This is a genomic window from Kribbella monticola (genome assembly GCF_003261635.1).
Taxonomy (GTDB): Bacteria; Actinomycetota; Actinomycetes; order Propionibacteriales; family Kribbellaceae; genus Kribbella; species Kribbella monticola.
The window spans coordinates 110676-128378 of sequence record NZ_QFXK01000035.1 but is presented as its reverse complement, the minus strand read 5'-3'; the positions used below and the strand labels follow the sequence as shown (position 1 = coordinate 128378).

The 17703-nt window shown below is 68.8% G+C and carries 13 protein-coding genes; 5 read left to right on the top strand and 8 right to left on the bottom strand.

Features of this window, described 5'->3' with window-relative positions; translation table 11 throughout:
* Positions 1–31: 31 nt before the first annotated feature.
* A complete protein-coding gene (locus DIZ26_RS26620; RefSeq protein ID WP_232828613.1) occupies positions 32–328 on the top strand; it encodes a hypothetical protein in 297 nt (98 codons plus the stop codon).
* Here the strand turns inward: DIZ26_RS26620 and DIZ26_RS26615 are convergent.
* Positions 227–1291, bottom strand: a complete 1065-nt coding sequence (locus tag DIZ26_RS26615; RefSeq protein WP_112246328.1) for a GlxA family transcriptional regulator — start codon at positions 1289–1291, stop codon at positions 227–229. The two genes, DIZ26_RS26620 and DIZ26_RS26615, sit on opposite strands and share 102 nt — an antisense overlap.
* Before the next feature lie 70 nt (positions 1292–1361).
* On the opposite strand from DIZ26_RS26615, the gene DIZ26_RS26610 reads away from it, so the two are divergent.
* Positions 1362–2150, top strand: coding sequence for an MBL fold metallo-hydrolase (locus DIZ26_RS26610; protein WP_112246326.1), 789 nt, complete (start codon positions 1362–1364; stop codon positions 2148–2150).
* On the opposite strand, the gene DIZ26_RS26605 is transcribed toward DIZ26_RS26610, so the two are convergent.
* The 3 genes from DIZ26_RS26605 to DIZ26_RS26595 all read right to left on the bottom strand — a co-directional run bounded on the left by DIZ26_RS26605 (position 2147) and on the right by DIZ26_RS26595 (position 5278).
* On the bottom strand, positions 2147–3433 hold the full coding sequence (locus DIZ26_RS26605; RefSeq protein WP_112246324.1) for a M1 family metallopeptidase: 1287 nt from the start codon (positions 3431–3433) through the stop codon (positions 2147–2149). The two genes, DIZ26_RS26610 and DIZ26_RS26605, sit on opposite strands and share 4 nt — an antisense overlap.
* Before the next feature lie 30 nt (positions 3434–3463).
* Positions 3464–4321 (bottom strand): MOSC domain-containing protein, encoded by an 858-nt coding sequence (locus DIZ26_RS26600; RefSeq protein ID WP_112246322.1) that lies wholly within the window; start codon positions 4319–4321, stop codon positions 3464–3466.
* Between the two features lie 72 nt (positions 4322–4393).
* A complete protein-coding gene (locus DIZ26_RS26595; protein WP_112247119.1) occupies positions 4394–5278 on the bottom strand; it encodes a spermidine synthase in 885 nt (294 codons plus the stop codon).
* Between the two features lie 136 nt (positions 5279–5414).
* Between DIZ26_RS26595 and DIZ26_RS26590 the strand changes: the two genes are divergently transcribed.
* Positions 5415–6407 (top strand): malate dehydrogenase, encoded by a 993-nt coding sequence (locus DIZ26_RS26590; protein WP_112246320.1) that lies wholly within the window; start codon positions 5415–5417, stop codon positions 6405–6407.
* A gap of 58 nt (positions 6408–6465) precedes the next feature.
* Here the strand turns inward: DIZ26_RS26590 and DIZ26_RS26585 are convergent, their stop codons facing one another.
* The 4 genes from DIZ26_RS26585 to DIZ26_RS26570 form a co-directional block, all read right to left on the bottom strand.
* Positions 6466–9801, bottom strand: coding sequence for a S8 family peptidase (locus DIZ26_RS26585; protein WP_112246319.1), 3336 nt, complete (start codon positions 9799–9801; stop codon positions 6466–6468).
* 137 nt (positions 9802–9938) lie between these two features.
* Positions 9939–13226, bottom strand: a complete 3288-nt coding sequence (locus DIZ26_RS26580; RefSeq protein WP_112246317.1) for a S8 family serine peptidase — start codon at positions 13224–13226, stop codon at positions 9939–9941.
* Between the two features lie 65 nt (positions 13227–13291).
* Positions 13292–13561 (bottom strand): DUF3017 domain-containing protein, encoded by a 270-nt coding sequence (locus tag DIZ26_RS26575; protein ID WP_112246315.1) that lies wholly within the window; start codon positions 13559–13561, stop codon positions 13292–13294.
* Positions 13561–14418, bottom strand: coding sequence for a bifunctional methylenetetrahydrofolate dehydrogenase/methenyltetrahydrofolate cyclohydrolase (locus DIZ26_RS26570; protein WP_112246313.1), 858 nt, complete (start codon positions 14416–14418; stop codon positions 13561–13563). Before DIZ26_RS26570 ends, DIZ26_RS26575 begins: the two co-directional genes overlap by 1 nt.
* Before the next feature lie 106 nt (positions 14419–14524).
* On the opposite strand from DIZ26_RS26570, the gene DIZ26_RS26565 reads away from it, so the two are divergent.
* Together DIZ26_RS26565 and DIZ26_RS26560 are read left to right on the top strand one after the other, a co-directional pair.
* A complete protein-coding gene (locus DIZ26_RS26565; protein ID WP_112246311.1) occupies positions 14525–15079 on the top strand; it encodes a TetR/AcrR family transcriptional regulator in 555 nt (184 codons plus the stop codon).
* A gap of 35 nt (positions 15080–15114) precedes the next feature.
* On the top strand, positions 15115–17274 hold the full coding sequence (locus DIZ26_RS26560) for an MMPL family transporter (protein ID WP_112246309.1): 2160 nt from the start codon (positions 15115–15117) through the stop codon (positions 17272–17274).
* Positions 17275–17703 lie beyond the last annotated feature (429 nt).

Below are 17703 nucleotides of genomic sequence, written 5' to 3'. Positions count from 1 at the left end.
TCGGGCCGCTGGGGTGGTGTTTGGTGCGACCATGGAGGAAGTTCCATCCACCTTGGCGGGAGGCCGGATGTACGGCGAGCGTGACGACCTCGATGCGGCCCGGCCTGCGCTCTACGGCATCCCACCCGACGCCCTGGCGGACGAACGTCCCGACCGGCGACCCGAGGACGCCCGCCGGATCGGCCTCAGCCGCCATACCGAAGAGGGCGCGGTGGTCCATTTCGCCTCATCGCTGGACGGCGCCAAGCCCGGCCATAAGATGATGGCCTGGATCCTGCTGGTCACCTTCGCGGCCCCGGCGCTCTACACGCTCCTGCTGCTGCTCTGATCCGAGCAGTCCTCGCCCGTCCCTGGGCGTCGCGAACTCCTGGCGATGCCGTTGCGGCGTCGTACCGAAGACCAGGTGGAAGTGATGCCGGAGCGCCGCGCTGCTGCCGAAGCCGCTCTCGGCCGCGACCCGCTCGACCGGGTGGTCCGTGGTCTCCAGCAGCAGCCGCGCGCGGTCCAGCCGTTGCCGCAGCAACCAGGCCTGTCCACTGCTACCCGTCCTGGCCCGGAACTGCCGGGTGAACGTACGCCGTGACAGCGCGACCGCGGCCGCCCACTCGTCCAGGGAGACCGGCTGGTCGAGCCGGGACCGGGCCCACACCATCGCTCGTTCGATCACGTCGTCGGCCGGATCGGAGGGCATCGGGGCCGGGATGTACTGCGCCTGTGACCCACTCCGGTACGGCGCCACCACGATCGTCCGGGCCAGCCGCTCCGCCAGTTCGAGGCCGTGATGGGTCCGGACCAGGTGAAGGCAACAGTCGAGCGAAGCCGCCGTACCGGCCGAGGTGAGCAGGTCGCCCAGGTCCGACCAGAGCACGTCGGCGCGTACGTCGATCCCGGGGTACCGCGCGGCCAGTTGGTCGGCCCATCGCCAGTGCGTCACCACTTCCCGCCCGTCGGCGATCCCGCTCGCCGCGACCAGGAACGCCCCGATGCACAGGCCGACTACGGTCGCGCCCCGCGCGTGTGCCGCCCGGATCGCCTCGATCAGGGCATCGGACGGCTCCAGGTCCGGATCCCAGCTCGGCAGGATCACCACGTCCGCGTCGTCCATCGCGGCGAGACCCTGCTCGACGTGCAGGTCGAATCCGGCGTTGGTGCCGAGGCGCCCGGGCTTCTCGGCACAGACCTGTACGTCGTACTGCCGCTCGCCGCCGAGGCGGTCGCCGAGCACCAGGCAGGGCACGGACAGATGGAACGGGCTCATCCCGTCGTACGCGAGGACCGCTACCGAACGCATGGCCCGATCTTAAGCAAGTATGTCCTCCGGGCCAATGGTCAGGAGGGTTTCGAAGCTGAAGGATGAAGACATGTTGCTCACTCACATCGGCGGACCGACCGCCCTGCTCACCATCGGCGGCCTCTCTCTGCTGACCGACCCCGCGTTCGACCAGCCCCGCGAGTACCACCTGCCCGGGCGCGTGATGACCAAGCTGACCGGCCGCGCGCTGGAGATCGCGGAGCTCGGGCCGATCGATGCCGTTCTGCTGTCGCACGACCAGCACAAGGACAACCTGGACGAGTCCGGCCGGGAACTGCTGTCGAGCGTGCCCAAGGTGTTGTCGACGACGGCCGCCGCCGAGCGGGTTCCCGGCGTACACGGCCTGGAGAACTGGGCATCGATCGACCTCGCCCGCCCGGACGGTGGTGTCCTCACGGTGACCGGCCTCCCCGCTCGCCACGGCCCGGAGGGCTGCGAGCCGGTGACCGGTATCGTCACCGGCTTCCTGCTCACCGGCGACGACCTGCCGACCGTCTACGTCTCCGGCGACAACGCGTCGGTCGACCTGGTCGACGAACTCGTCACCCGCCTCGCCGCGGGCACCATCCCCGGCGTCAAGGCCGGCTCGGTGGACGTCGCAGTACTGTTCGCCGGCGCCGCCCGCACTCCCCTCCTGGACGGTGCCCCACTCACCCTCACCTCGGAAGCCGCAGTCGAAGCAGCCCGGCTCCTGAACCCAGCCGTCATCGTCCCCGTCCACACCGAAGGTTGGGCCCACTTCAGCGAAGGCCCCACCCACCTCGCCAAAACCTTCACCACCGCCAACCTGGCCGACCGCCTCCGCCTCCCCACCGCAGGCATCGCGATGGACCTCTAGCCGATGCTGTGACCGCTCCAGAAGGAAGTCAGGTCGATCGCTGTTGCGGATTGGGCGGCCTGCTTGAAGGCTGCCGGGGTGGCGATGCCGTACCAGTGGGTGAGGGCGTAGGTCTTCAGCAGGGTGGCCATGGCCGGGCCGCCGATCAGGCGGTCGAGGTCGTGGAGCATGCAGGCGCCGTAGGTGTAGACGTAGGTGCCGTAGCTGGTCGGGTGGGCTTTCCAGTAGGCCATCGAGTTGGTGATCGAGGTCACGACGGAGCCCGGCCAGCAACCCGGCTTCGCGTCGCCGGCGAAGAGGTCGGCGGAGTAGGTCGCGAACGACTCGTCCAGCCAGGGATCCGCGTACTCGTTGTTCCCGACGATGCCGTACCACCACTGGTGCGCCACCTCGTGGACGGCGGCGCTTTCGCCGTACGGCGGGGCGACGAGCAGCACGAAGCCCGGGTACTCCATCCCGCTGAAGGCGGCCCACTTGTCGTTGAGCACGAGGTCGAGTTCGCCGTAGGGGTAGGTCCCGAAGCGGCGGCCGAAATCGTCGACCGCGGCGACTGCTCCGGTTCGCGCAGTGGCGACGGCGCCCGCCGTCACCACCGAGGTCCACCAGGTGCGGACCTTCACGCCACCGGGCGAGGTCACCTCCGAGTGCTCGAACGGCCCGGCGGCCCAAGCGAAGTCGCGCACCTGCTTGGCGGTGATCACACCGCCCGATTCCGTCCCGGTCGCGGGAACCTGCACAGCGGCGGGATGATCCAGTCGTACGGCGAAGTCGGCGGCGGCCGCGTAGTAGCTCTCACCGATGCCGACATCCGGTTCGAGGTGCCAGCCGGCCTGGTCGTGAATCGCCAGCACCGGCAGAGCATTGCCGAAGAAGCTGTAGTCGCCCGACCGGCCGAACTTCTCAGCCCGATCGGGCGCGGTGATGCTGAGGTCGAAGGCGATGGAGATCTGCTTGCCTGGAGCAACTGGTTGGGTGAGAGCCACCGGCAAGGCGGTGCACGCGACGGACGCAGTACCAGGCGTCCCGCCCGCGAAGTGGCTCACCCGCACCGGTGACGAGTTGCAGCCGTCCCATGCGTTGCCCCACAAACGTAGGTAGACCTCGGACAGCGTGCCCGCCGACGTGTTCGTGAAGGTCACCCGCTCCCGCCCTGTCCAGGTCACCCCACTGGCGTCGGCGCCGAGGCGTACGTCGTACCGGGGTCCATCGTTGCTGACAGCAACAGCAGGAGAGATAGGGGCCAAGAGCAAGGAAAGGGCTACCAGCAGAACGATCCGGCGCATGGCGACTCCACAGGTCGGTGGAGTCGCAGGCTATCGAGCCAGCGGCGCGGGATCAGGGCCTTCCGGCAACCAATCGTGTACCAAGATCTCATCGCCGACCCGGACGACGCCGGGCTTGAGCACGGCCGCCTTCATTCCGAAGCTCACGCCGCCGCCGTAGTCGGGTTGCCGCCGGTACGTCGCGAGCGTGCGCGTCGGCTCGGGTCCGCTCTTGCGGCCGGTCGCCTGGTCGACGGTCGGCACGGCGCACCGGATCGCGCGGGCGGCGTACCCGAAGTCGACCTCGCCGGCCGAAGCACGCAGTACGCGGTCCTCGGTGTGCCACTCGTCCCAGCCCGAGATGACGAGGTTCGGGCGGAAGCGGTTCATCGGGATCGGGGTGCCGCCGCGCTCCACGATTCGCTCGTTCAACCCGTCGAGCGACGACAACGACGTGATCAGCAGCGCGTGCGCGTCGCCGAAGCCGGTCTGGCCCTTGTGCACGCCCCAACCGGGACGGTCGTGCTCGGGCGTCACGCGGACCAGAGCCGCGGGACGTCCGAGACGCTCGGAGAACCACTCGGCCGCCGCCGGGTCCTGGACCACACCAGCCCCGAACCACTTGTTGAACAGGCTCACGTCGCGCCGCTTACCGTCGTACTGGATCGGTACTTCGAGATCGTCGGCGCCGTCGGCGGACAGCCGCAGGGAGTCGCCGAGGACCTGCACCTTCAGCGGCGCCATCGCGGGAACGGTTCGCTGGCTGAGGAAGGTGCCTTCGGGGTCGACGAGCATGAAGCTGCGGTCGTGCAGGAGACCGGTCGGCGTCACCTCGGCCTCCTCGACCGATACCCCGGCCAGACCCTTCACCGGGTAGTAGTTCAGCGCGGCAACCTTGGCTGTGGACACCCCGCAAAATTACCTTGGCCCGCAGGCCCAGCGCGGGTCGCACCCCGGAAAGCTGACAGCGCTTTGTCCGGTTCAGCGCCCGAAGGTCCCCGCAGGCGCGGCCGGCGAGGTGAACCCGTCGGCGTCGGTGAGCGGCTCGGCCTTCCCCGCGAGCTCGACCAGCGGGAGCACCTCGTACGGCGGTTGCGCGCGCCGCCCGGCGTCGGCAAGCTCCGGCACCGGCTGCGCCGACCCCACCAGCACCACGTTGCCGAACGCCTTCCCCCGCAACACCTTCCGCTCGGCCAGCACCACCCCGAACCCGAGGCCGCTACCACCGCCAGCGGGTCCGGCGGAAGGCCCGGCACCGCCGGCGGGCCCGGCGGAAGGGGCGCCGGAGGCCAGGTGGGTGCGGAGGGTGGCGGCTACCCGGCGGACGAAGCCGAGGCCCGCGGTGCCGTCGATGAGGTTGAAGACAACGACTCCGGCGGGGCGGAGGACGCGGGCGCACTCGGCGACGAACTCGGCGGTGACGAGGTTCGCCGGGACCGCCTCGTGAACGAAGGCGTCGACGATCACCACATCGACCGAGTCCGGGTAGATGTCCGCGATCCCGGCCCGCCCGGTGACCGGCCGGACCTTGATACCCGCGCGCTTCGGCAGCGGCAGGGTCTCGCGGACGAACTCGGTCAGATCCTCGTCCGGCTCCAGCACGATCTGCCGCGACCGCGGCCGGGTGGCGGCGACGTACCGCGCGAGCGTCATCCCGGCCCCGCCGATGTGCAGCACCGAGATCGGCTGGCGGCGTTCGGCGACGGCGTCGAGGACGTCGCCGATCCGGCGGACGTACTCGAAACAGAGATTCGCCGGGTCGGCCAGATCGACCTGCGACTGCAGCGACCCGTCGACCCGCAGGACGAAGGTCCCGTCGGCCTCGGCCTCGACGGTCGCGACCCCACTACCGACCTTGCGTTCCATCCCCCGAGTTTCGCAGTACGCCGGAACGCGGAGCGTGACCGGGTGGTGCGGATCACTGGACCCACCGTCGCCCACGGGCGGACGACTTGCTAGCGTCCGAAGGCAAGTCCGTCGAAAACCTCTGAGGAGCGATGTCGTGAGCACTACACCCGTGAAGGTCGCCGTCACCGGCGCCGCCGGCCAGATCGGCTACAGCCTGCTGTTCCGCATCGCCAGCGGTGCCCTGCTCGGGCCGGACACCCCGGTCGAGCTGCGGCTGCTGGAGATCACGCCGGCACTGAAGGCACTCGAGGGTGTCGTGATGGAGCTCGACGACTGCGCGTTCCCGACCCTGGCCGGGATCGAGATCGGCGACGACGCCAACACCATCTTCGACGGCGCGAACGTGGCCCTGCTGGTCGGTGCCCGCCCCCGCACCAAGGGGATGGAGCGCGGCGACCTGCTCGAGGCCAACGGCGCGATCTTCACCGTCCAGGGCAAGGCGCTGAACGAGCACGCCGCGGACGACATCCGGATCACCGTGACCGGCAACCCGGCCAACACCAATGCGCTGATCGCCAAGAGCAACGCGCCGGACATCCCGGCCGAGCGGTTCTCCGCGCTGACCCGGCTGGACCACAACCGCGCGCTCGCGCAGCTCGCGAAGAAGACCGGCACCCACGTCACCGACCTCAAGAAGCTGACAATCTGGGGCAACCACAGCGCCACCCAGTATCCGGACATCTTCCACGCCGAGGTGGCCGGCAAGAACGCGGCCGAGGTCGTCAACGACCAGAACTGGATCGAGAACGACTTCCTGCCCACCGTGCAGAAGCGCGGCGCGGCGATCATCGAGGCCCGCGGCGCCTCGTCGGCCGCCTCCGCGGCGGCCGCGACGATCGACCACACCCGCGACTGGCTGCTCGGTTCGGCCGACGGCGACTGGCTGTCGATGGCGGTCGTCTCCGACGGCTCGTACGGCGTCCCCGAGGGCCTCATCTCGTCGTTCCCGGTGACCACCAAGGACGGCAACTGGGAGATCGTCCAGGGCCTGGAGATCAACGACTTCTCCCGCGGCAAGATCGACGCCAGCACCCAGGAGCTCGGCGAGGAGCGCGACGCGGTGCAGGCGCTCAACCTGCTCGGCTGATCCACGACGTACGCGAACGCCCGGCCGGGAGACCTTCCCGGCCGGGCGTTCGGCTTTCTCAGCGAATCCGGTACGCGTTGATCACCGACTGGCTGACCGTGTTGCCGTCCCGGTCGGCCAGCGTCGACCGCAGCGAGATCAGCTTCGCCCCGGCCGGCGTACGGAAGCAGGCCTTGTAGCCGGACTTGCCGGTCCGTACGACGGAAGCCTTCGTCCAGGTCTTGCCGCCGTCGCCGGAGACCTGCAACGTCACCTGCTTCACCGCGCCCACCTTCGCGCCCGGCTGGCTGACGACGTCGAGCGGCAGGATCGACAGCGGCTGCCGGGCCACGGAGTTGTTCAGATCCACCGCGGGCCGCGGCCGCACCGCCCAGAGCGGTAGGGCGACTTCCTTGCTCCCGGTGTCCTGCGAGCTGAACGTCCACACCGTGCTCATCTGGGTCGCGAGCTGCAGCAGCGATCGCACCTGCGACGACTCCAGCCGGAACGAGCCCTTGCCTGCAGCAACATCTTCGACGGACAGCTGTCCCGGGCTGGTGTCCGAGCCGATCAGTTTCCCGTTCCGGAACAGCTTGATCGCGGCCTTGTCGACCTCGAGCGAGTCACCGGAGTGACCGTCCGCATCGGCGTTCGGCTGCACGTAGAGGTTGATCGCGTTCCCGGTCCGCGTCGAGCCACCGTCGGCGACATCCGGTACGGCGACCGCGGCACCCCAGCGCTCGGAGTACGTCCGGCCGGCCTGATAGGGCTGGTCGTAGGCGACGTGATTGGTCAGCCATCGGCCGTCACCGCTGTCCGGCTTGAAGGTGTCGACCATGGCCGACCAGGTCATCCCAGGCACGGTGTCGAGATAATGCGTGGCCTGACCGGGCCTGGAGTACGCGAAGGTCTGCCCCGAGCTGCTGAGGCCCGCCCCCGGCAGGGTCCCGAACCGCTGATCGAGGGCGAGCAGTCCCGGCTGGTCTGCGGCGTACCGCGTGACCACCTTGGCCAGCTCCTTGTCCCGAACGATCCTGTTGTACCCCGAGAAGTAGCTGCCCTGCTTCCCTTGCAACAGGTTGTAGCTGTACGGCGAATCGAGGAACTGCCCGTCGGGCTTGGGCACGCCCCACCGGGTCGAGACGTACGAGAGCATTTCATCCTTGGCAGCGGCCTTCCCCAGCGAACCGACGCGCACCTGGTCCAGGTCTGGCGCCCAGATCGAGTTGCTCTCCGCACCTTCGGACAGTGCGCGCAGATAGCCGATCTCCAGCTGGCCGAGACGGGCGTCGGCCCGCGGCAAGGTCATCCGCACCGGCTTGGCCTGGCGGGCGTCGATCGGTGCGCTCGTCGCACGGTCGAGCGTCAGGACAGGCCGGACGAGCTGGTAGACGCGCCCTTGGGCGTCCCCGACGCTGCCGTCGACGAAGTACTTGCCCTTGGGCAGCCGCAGCTTCACGACTCCATCTGCGCCGGGCGTGAGCTCGGTGGCAAAGTCCCGATCGAGCGAGTAGACCAGCGTGTCGCCCTGGTCTGTTCCCTTGCCATCAGGGCCGATGTGGCGCATGACCAGGTCGTAGCTCTCAACCTCCTTGTCGACCGCGAACGGCGTGCCGATGGCCAACGCGCCCGCCTTGGCGACCACCTGGCCGGAGTACAGGGTGTCGGGTCCGTTGTGCTTGGTGTTCGAGGTGACGGTCACCGAAGCGCTTCCGCCGGCGGGGACCGTTACCGAGGTTGCGCTCAGCTTGAAGGCTGACGCCGGTGCGGGCTTGCCGTCCGCGGCGGACGCGGTCAGCTTGAGAGACAGCGTCACCGCGGACTTGCCCAGGTTGCGGTAGGTGAGTTGCTTGGCGACCGGCTTGTCGTCGGTGTGCGGCCACAACGCCGTACCGAACGACAGGCTGCCCGGCGAGGCGAGGACCGATTCGGTGATCGCTTTGGCGACGTCGATCCGGCCCGCTCCTTGCGCGAAGACGCCTTGATTCGGCAGCTTCTTGGCCGAACCCATCAGAACCGCTTTCAGCTCGGGCGCCTTCCAGCCCACGTGCTGCTGGGCGAGCAGCGCCGCGGCACCAACCACATGCGGCGTCGCCATCGACGTACCGGACAGCTTCGTGTAGTACTGGTTGACGGGCTCGCCGATCTCGACGCCCTTCGCGCGGGCGGCGACGATGTCGACACCGGGCGCGGTGACATCGGGCTTGATCGAGCCGTCGCCGAGCCGCGGGCCACGGCTGGAGAATTCGGCCAGCTGGTCGGACTTGTCCACCGCGCCGACCGTGAGCGCCGCGTCCGCGCTGGCGGGCGAGCCCAGCGTCTGCGCGTCGGGACCACTGTTGCCGGCGGCAACGACGAACAGGGTGCCGGTCTGGGCGGTCAGCCGGTTGAGCGCCGCCTCCATCGGGTTGACCTCGGGGGTGTCCGGCCAGCCGAGGCTCATGTTGACCACCTTGGCCTTCTGCTCGACGGCTGCCCACTGCATCGCGGCGATCACGGCCGACTCTTCACAGCCCCCCTCGCTGTCACACACCTTGCCGTCCAGCAGTTGCGCGTCCGGCGCGACACCCTTGTACTTACCGCCCGAGGCGGCCGCCGTGCCCGCGATGATCGAGGCGACGTGCGTGCCGTGCCCGTATTTGTCACCGGCGGGGTCGCTGGTGAAGTTCTTGCCGCCGACCACTCGGCTCTTGAGATCCGGGTGGGTCTTGTCGATGCCGGTGTCGAGCACCGCCACCTTGACGCCCTTGCCGGTGTAGCCGGCCTTCCAGGCGGCGGGTGCACCGATCTGCGGGACGCTCTGATCCAGCAGCACCTTGCCCTTGCCGTCCAGCCAGATCTTGCTGATCCCGGCCACCGACCGGGCGCTGCCGTCCAGTTGCCGGAGGAACTCCCCCGAGGCGTTCTTCGGCACCTGGACCGCCGCCCCGCCGACGGCCGGCAACTGCTGAGTGATTGTTGCCCCCGGCAACGCGCTGGCCGAGCGCCGGCGCGCGTCGTACTCCACGATCAACGGAGTGGCCTTCAGGTGCGCGTCGTCGTACCCCATCCGGATCAGGCCGGTCACGTCGAACAAACGCCGGTCGAGCCGGCCGGAGCCCACCATCGTGCGGACATCCATCGGCAGCACCGTGACCTGACTGGCGCCCTTGTCCATCTTGTTGTCCCGCAGCACCCGAAAGACGACCTTCTCCCGCCCCGGCCCCCTCTCAACCCGCAACTTCGCCGGGTCGCCCCCTGCCAGGATCACCTTGTCTCCCGTGATCAAGGTGACCACCTGATCGCCCTTGCCCGTAGGCCACGACGCCGGCCCCTGCACCGCACCGGCACCTTGCGCCACAGCCGCGCTCCCGCTGGTCGTCACCACCAGCGCCACCGCCAGCGCGAGCGCCGGCCCCCTCTTCCTGCTTGCCATCTCACTTCTCCCCAGGTCGTCGATCAAGCCGCTGGTGAGACGCCACCCGGAGCGAAAAAGATCGGGTGCCCGGAGGATCTCCGGGCACCCGACAGTCACCTGCAGGGAAACGGCTTTCGCGCTCCCTTCGGCGGACGTCAGCGCGAGACGGCGAACGCCTTCAGTACGGTCTGGTCGATCGTGTTACCCGCGCGGTCTGCCGACTGGGCTCGCAGCGAGACATACGCAGTACCGACCGGTGGGGTGACCTTGACCTGCCAGGCGACGCCGTGGCGTCGTACGGGAGCCGACTGCCAGCTCTTGCCCTCGTCGTACGACACCTGCACCGCGAGGGTCCTGGCCGGTTGCGCCGCCGAACCGGGTTGCCGCTGAACGGACACCGGCACCCAACCCGGCTTGGCCCGGTTGTGGTCGTCGAGCGCTGGGCTGAATCGAACCGCCGACAAGGGCAGCGCGCTGTCCGCAGCCGTGTGGCCGGAACGGAACGTCCAGACCGCACTGACCTCGCTGCTCAGGCCTTTCTGCGAGTTCCGCTTGGCCTCCACCTCCAGCTGGTACTGAGCGGCGGCTGCCGGCAGATCGGCGGTCAGCACACCGGCCGCCTCCTTCGCTTCGGCGATCACCTTGCCGTCCTGCTTCAGCGTCGTCCGGGCCTCATCCGTCGGCGAGAAACCCGGATGCCCGAAACCGTCGGTGAACAAAGGGAGATCGGTGTGCAGATGATCGCCCTCGCGACCGGCCCAGGGCTTGGCGACCGGATCGAACGGCCGTCGGTCGGTCGCCGGGAAGCCCGGACCGAAGACGCCCTTGTTCCAGTGCTCGACAGTCGTGCTGCCGGCCCGGTACGTCCGCGGTGATGCACCGAACTGGGTCCCGCTGCCCCAGTCGCCGGTGTCCGGGTCGACGAGAATCTCCTGGTACTGCGTGGACCAGCGGATGCCCTCCGCCTGCAGATACAGGGTGGTGCTACTGGGCAGCTTCGGGAAGAGGGAGAAACCGCCCACGGGCTGCTCGGGCAGATCGGCGAGGGGCCTGGCGAACCGCGCCATCTCCATCCTGTTGCTCGCAGGAGTGGCGGCGTAATCGGCCTTGACGGCGGCCAGCTCCTGCGGTCGGACGACCTTGTCAAAGCCGGTGTACAGCTCGCCCGGCACGAACCACTGCAAGAGGTAGTTGTACGGCGAATCGTCGCAGCCCATGGTTTCGTCCGGCCGGCACCAGTGGGTCAGCAGCGTGCTCGCGAAATCCTTGCCCGCGACAGCAGGGCCGACCTGGGCAGTCGCCAGGCCGTCGAAGGAAGTGCCAGTGAGGTAGGCGAAGGAGAGCTGCGTGCCGCGGGCGAAACCGAGCTCGATCGAGTTCGGCGCGGCATCTGCTCGTGGCGGCGCCACCTTGACCGGTTTGGCCTGCGCCGCATCGAAGGTCACGGTGGTGTCCTTGCTCAGGTCGAGCTCCGGCATCGCCAGGAAGGCCCGGTCCTTGCGGTCATCGCTGGTCGGCAGCCGGATGTAGGTGTCCAGGACGTACTTCCCCTTCGGCAGCCGGACCACGCTGACCGGATCGTAGGCGAAGTCGAACGCCTCGGGATCGTCGTGTGACGCCACCACCGTCTCCGCCGGCTGGATCAGGCCGCCCCGGCGGTCCAGGTGCCTGATCGTCAGGTTGTAGCTCTCGGCCTCACGTTCCACCGAGAGCACCGTGGTCAGGTGAGTCGTGCCGGCGGTCGCGATCACCCGTCCGGCGTAGTAGCCGTTGGGACCGTCCAGCTTGGTGTTCGCGGTGACGGTGACCTTCGCGGTGCCGCCTGCGGGGACACGCACCGAGGACCGGTCGAGCGTAAAGGTTCCGGCCGGACGGCCGCCAGGATCATTGCTTTGAGCAACCAACTGCAGATCGACATCCGCCGTACCGGAGTTCTGGTAGGTGATCGTCCTGCTCACCAGTTCGTCGTCGGTGTGCGGCCAGGTCTGAACGGGGTAGGAGATACTGCCTTCCAAGGGCGCGACGCTCTGCCTGGTGGCGGCGCCGACGTCGACGCGCCCGGCGCCCTGCTGGAAGAGGGTCTGGTCCGGGTTGGTCTTCGCCGAGGCCATCAGGGCCGTCTTGATCCCGGCCGGGCTCCAGTCCGGGTGCTGCTGGACCAGGATCGCGGCCGAGCCGCTGACATGCGGTGTGGCCATCGACGTACCGGACAGCTTCGTGTAGTTCTCGTCGACCGGTTCGCCGATCACGCCGTCCTTGGCGCGGGCAGCGACGATGTCGACGCCGGGCGCGGTGAGGTCCGGCTTGATGGCGTGATCACCGAGCCGCGGCCCGATGCAGGAGAAGTCGGCGAACGCGTCGGCCTTGTCGACAGCGGCGACGGCGAGGGCCGCATCGGCAGTGGCGGGCGACGATACGCCGTACCGGGGGCTGGTGCAGTACGGCCAGTTGCCGGAGGCAACGACGAAGAGGGCTTGCGAGCTGAGCCGGTTGACGGCCTCCTCGAGCGGATCGATCTCCGGGGTGTCGGTGCCGCCGAGACTGAGGTTGACGACGTCGGCGCCCTGGGCGACGGCCCACTCCATCCCGGCCAGGACATCGGAGTCGAAGCAGGTGAATGCGCAGACCTTGCCGTCGAGCAACTCGGCATCCGGGGCGACACCCCGGTACCGACCGCCCGACGCGGCGCCGGAGCCGGCGATGGTCGAGGCGACGTGCGTTCCGTGGCCGACCTGATCGCCGGCGGGATCCTGGGTGAAGTTCTGGGCGGCGATCACCTTGCCCGCCAGGTCGGGGTGGGTGGCGTCGATCCCGCTGTCGAGGACGGCGACCTTGACGCCCTTGCCGGTCAGGCCGGACTTCCAGGCTTCCGGCGCGCCGATCTGCGGAACCGACTTGTCCAGGCTGAGCTGACGTTTTCCGTCGAGCCAGATCTTGCGGACGGTACCGGCGAGGCGCTGCCCCTTGACCAGGTTCGCCCAGCCGGCCGCAGCATCGGTCTTGGCAAAGCGGGTCGGCGAAGCGTTGATCGAACGGAGCCTGCCGGTTGGTTGCGCGTACTCGACGAGGAGCCGGACATCCTTGCTGTGCTGATCGTCCAGTCCCGATGCCAGCAAGGCGCTGACGTCGAAGAGGCGGTGGTCGAGTTTGCCCTGGCTCAGCAGCGTCGTGGCGTCCGACGGTACGACGTACAGGTGCCGGGCGACCTTCTGGACGGCGTACGAGATGCCGTCGCGGCGAGTCTTGATCTCGGGCCGGCCGGTCGGGCCGAGCCGGACGGTGTCACCGGTGAGCAGGGTGACGCTGCGGGACGAATCCCACGGACTGCTTGTCGGGGTGAGCTGGTCAGGGCTCGAATGCGCGAGTTGGGGCTGGGCCAGGCCTGCGGCGGCGAGCGCGATCACGCTCGCGGCAGCGGCGGTTCTTCGACGCGGGAAGCGCATGAAGAGGGAGTCCTTTCATCAGGTGGACTCTCTTCGAACGCCGTGGGACCGCCGCCAGGTTGACGTCAACTGGGAACGATCAGGCCCAGCAGCAGGATGGTGGCTCCCACGCCGAGGAGGAGGGCAGTGTCGAACATCCGGCTGCGGACGTGCAGCAACCCGGCCGCGTCGTCGCCGAGGGCGGCCCGGAGCAGGCCGGCCAGCAGCACTCCACCGGCGAAGAGCAGGATGCCGTTGCGCCAGTCGTAGAAGGTGAGAATCACCAGACCGGCCGCGGCCACGATCACCGACAACGCCAACGGCCACTCGCTGCGGCGCTGTGCCTCGCCCGCCATCAGCCGGCGAGAGCGGCTTCGGCCGCCTCCACCACGTTGGTGAGCAGCATCGCGCGGGTCATCGGGCCGATCCCGCCCGGCATCGGCGCGATCCAGCTCGCCACCTCGCGGGCGGCCGGCTCGATGTCGCCGACGATCTTGCCCTCGGCGCTGCGGCTGGTGCCGACGTCGAGCAGGACGGCACCCGGCTTGACCATGTCCGCGGTGATCAGGCCGGCCGAACCGGCCGCGGCGATCACGATGTCACCGGTCCGGACGACAGCGCCCAGGTCCTTGGTGCCGGTGTGGCACTGGGTGACGGTCGCGTTCTCCGACTTCCGGGTGAACAGCAGCCCCATCGGGCGTCCCGCCGTGACCCCGCGCCCGACGACGACCACGTGCGCCCCGGCGATCGGTACGTCGTACCGGCGGAGGATCTCGACGCAGCCCTTCGGCGTACAGGGCAGCGGGCCGTCCTGGCCGAGGACCAGTTTGCCGAGGCTGACCGGATGCAGACCGTCCGCGTCCTTGACCGGGTCGATCAGGCCGAGGATCTCGTTGGTGTCGACGTGCTTCGGCAACGGGAGCTGAACGATGAAGCCGGTGCAGGCCGGATTCTCGTTCAGCTCGATCACCTTGGCCGCGATCTCGTCCTGGGTCGCGGTAGCGGGCAGCTCGACCTCGATCGAGGCGATCCCGACCGCCGCGCAATCCCGGTGTTTGCCCGCGACGTACGCCCGGCTGCCGGGGTCGTCGCCGACCAGGATCGTGCCGAGGCCGGGCACCACGCCCTGCTCGGCCAGCTTCGCCACCCGGACCGCCAGCTCGCTCTTGATCGCCGCCGCGGTCGCCTTGCCGTCCAGAATCTCCGCCGTCACGCTCCGATCCTCCCACGCACCCCGGCGGCCCCGTCGCCGGGTGAGCTGGGACACAGAACTGACCGATCGGTTGAAAACTGGCCGATCGGTCAGGATAGTGGGGAGCATGGCAGCCACCACCCCGGCGCGGGAGCGGACCCGGCGCGAGATCGAGCAGCAGGCCATGACCCTGTTCGTCAGCCGGGGATACGACGCGACCTCCCTGCAGGACATCGCGACCGCGGCCGGCTGCTCGAAAGCGACCGTGCTCTACCACTTCAACGGCAAGCCGGCGGTGCTGGCGGCCGTGCTCGAACCCTCGCGGATCGCCTTGAACGACCTGATCGACCAGGCCGCCGGGATGCCGGCCGCGGCGGCGCAGGAATTCGCCCTGACCCGGTTCGTCGAGCTCGCCGTCGAGTTCCGCGGACTGATCAACGTGCTGCAGGACCTGCTGAGCACGATGGAGCAGTACCCCGAGTTCGCCGACCTGATCACGGCCGGGATGCGGATGACCGAGATCCTCGCCGGCGGCACCGACGACCAGCTCGAGATCGACCTGGCGAAGTTCGCCATCAACGGCCTGCTCGGCGAGTGCCGGCACCCCGGCGATCGCACCGACGCCGAACTGCACACCCTCTGCGACACCGCCCTGCGCCGGATCCTCCGGCTGAACCGCTGACCACCGCCTACCTCCAGCGAACGGACGCACCAGCCATGGCAAACCTCCTGTACCGGCTCGGCCGGTTCTCCTATCAGCGGCGCCGGATCGTCACGGCGATCTGGGTCTTCGTCCTGGTCCTGCTCGGGGTCGGCGCACTGACGCTCGGCGGCAAGACGGCGAACACCTTCTCGATCCCCGGCACCGAATCGCAGCGAGCGCTGGACGCCTTGAAGACAGAGCTGCCGGCCGCGAGTGGCGCCTCGGCGACCATCGTCGTGAAGGCACCTGCCGGGCAGACGCTCGCTACTCCCGCCGTGAAGGCGGCCGTCGGCGCAACCGTTGCCAAGGCCAACCAGTTGCCCGAGGTCGTCGGTGCGGTGGATCCCTTTACCAGCAAGGCAATCAGCCCGGACGGTACGACGGGCCTGATCAGCGTGCAGTTCACCAAGCCCGCCGACGAGCTGGCGAAGAGCACCACCACGGCGTACGACGACCTGAACCACTTGAGCTCCGGTGACCTTCAGGTGGTTCCGGGTGGCCAGATCGTCGGTGGAGCACCGCCGATGGGTGTGACCGAGGTGATCGGTGTCGCGATCGCTGCTCTCGTACTGGTGATCACGTTCGGATCGCTGGTCGCTGCTGGAATGACCTTGCTGACTGCGCTCGCCGGTGTGCTTGCGGGGATGGCCGGCTTGTTCCTGATCACGTCGGTGGTCGATGTTTCCTCGACGGCTCCGATCCTCGCGTTGATGCTCGGGCTCGCGGTGGGAATCGACTATTCGCTGTTCATCAGCTCGCGGCACCGGTCCCAGCTCGCGGCGGGAATGGACGAGGAGGAGTCGGTCGCACGAGCCACCGCGACCGCGGGGTCGGCCGTGTTGTTCGCTGGTGCGACCGTCGTGATTGCCCTTGCCGGGTTGAGTTTGGTCGGAGTTCCGTTCCTGACCGCGATGGGGCTGGCCGCGGCGGCCACGGTACTTACCGCAGTACTGGTTGCGTTGACTCTGCTGCCTGCGCTGCTGGGGTTCGTCGGGCAGCGGGTGTTGCCACGGAAGGTGCGGAAGAGTGGGGCTGCTGCTCCTGCTGTTCATGGGTTCGGATTCCGCTGGGCGCGGTTGGTGACGCGATTCCGGGTCCCGATTGTTGCTGTGGGCATCATCGGGCTCGGCGTACTGGCGCTTCCCACGCAGGACATGCGGCTGGCACTGCCGGATGGCGCGTCGGCCGCGGCCGGGACCAATCAGCGGGTGGCGTACGACTTGACGGCGGCGGCTTTCGGGCCGGGGGCGAACGGGCCGCTGGTGGTTGTGGTCAGGGCTGACAACCCCGCCGCGGCGGGTGCATTGGTCGAGCAGGTGCTCGGGAAGGCCAAGGGACTCAAGGACGTCGTCGCGGTTCAGCCCGGGCCGGCGAGTGCTGACGGGAAGACCCGGTTGGTGAGCGTGATCCCGGCGGGCGGTCCGGCCAGCGAGCAGACCGCCGACCTGGTGAAGAACCTGCGGACGTCGATCCACCCGCTCGGCGACGTCGCCGTCACCGGCAACACCGCGGTGGGTGTGGATGTGTCGAACAAGCTGACCGCAGCGTTGCCGCTTTATCTGCTCGTCGTGATCGGGTTGTCGTTCCTGCTGCTGATGCTGGCGTTCCGTTCGATCCTGGTGCCGCTGAAGGCGACGCTCGGCTTCCTGCTCACCATCGGTGCGACGTTCGGCATCACCGTGGCGGTGTTCCAGAAGGGCTGGGGCGCGTCGCTGCTCGGCGTCGACTCGCCTGGGCCGCTGGTCAGCTTCCTGCCGATCATCATGATGGGCATCCTGTTCGGGCTGGCGATGGACTACGAGGTGTTCATCGTGTCCCGGGTCCGGGAGGAGTTCGTGCACGGACGGCACGCGACCGAGGCGACCATCGAAGGTGTCGGCCATGGCGCCCGGGTGGTGACAGCGGCGGCGCTCATCATGGCCGCGGTCTTCGCCGGGTTCATGTTCGCCGAGGACCCGATCATCAAGACGATCGGCTTCGGCCTCACCATCGGCGTCCTGATCGACGCCTTCGTCGTCCGGATGACGCTGGTCCCCGCCGTCCTCACCCTCCTCGGCGACCGAGCCTGGTTCTTCCCGAAGTGGCTCGACCGCATCACCCCCAAGGTCGACATCGAAGGCGAAACCCTCCAGGTGCCCGCTGCTTCGGAGAAGCAACTCGTCACGGTCGACTGACTTCTCGGACACCCTCTGACCGCGCCGGACATACCCTCACGGCGATCGACCCCACCGCCCGAACATCGACCGCCTGAGCAAGAACCTCCGGCGCCACCTCCACCACCACCTCCGGTTCGACACATCCCGAGACGATCGGGGCGACTCCGCGGGGAAGGTCAGCTGGTTTCCCGGAGACCAGGGGCAACCTCCACGGCGATTACCCCCACCGCCGGCGACCCGGCCAAGCACCCACCTCCCCGGTTCGCCCCTCTCCCGGGGGGGGTTCACCCGTCATCGAAGGGTTACCCCACTCCTATAGCAGTGGGGTAACCCCGTCAGCGGTAGTTGACCCGCCCGTTCTCATCGAAGGGCCCTCGAGGAGGGGACAGCAACCCGGGATCCGGGCAGCAACTCGGGGGTTCGGACAGCAACTTGGGGGTCCGGACT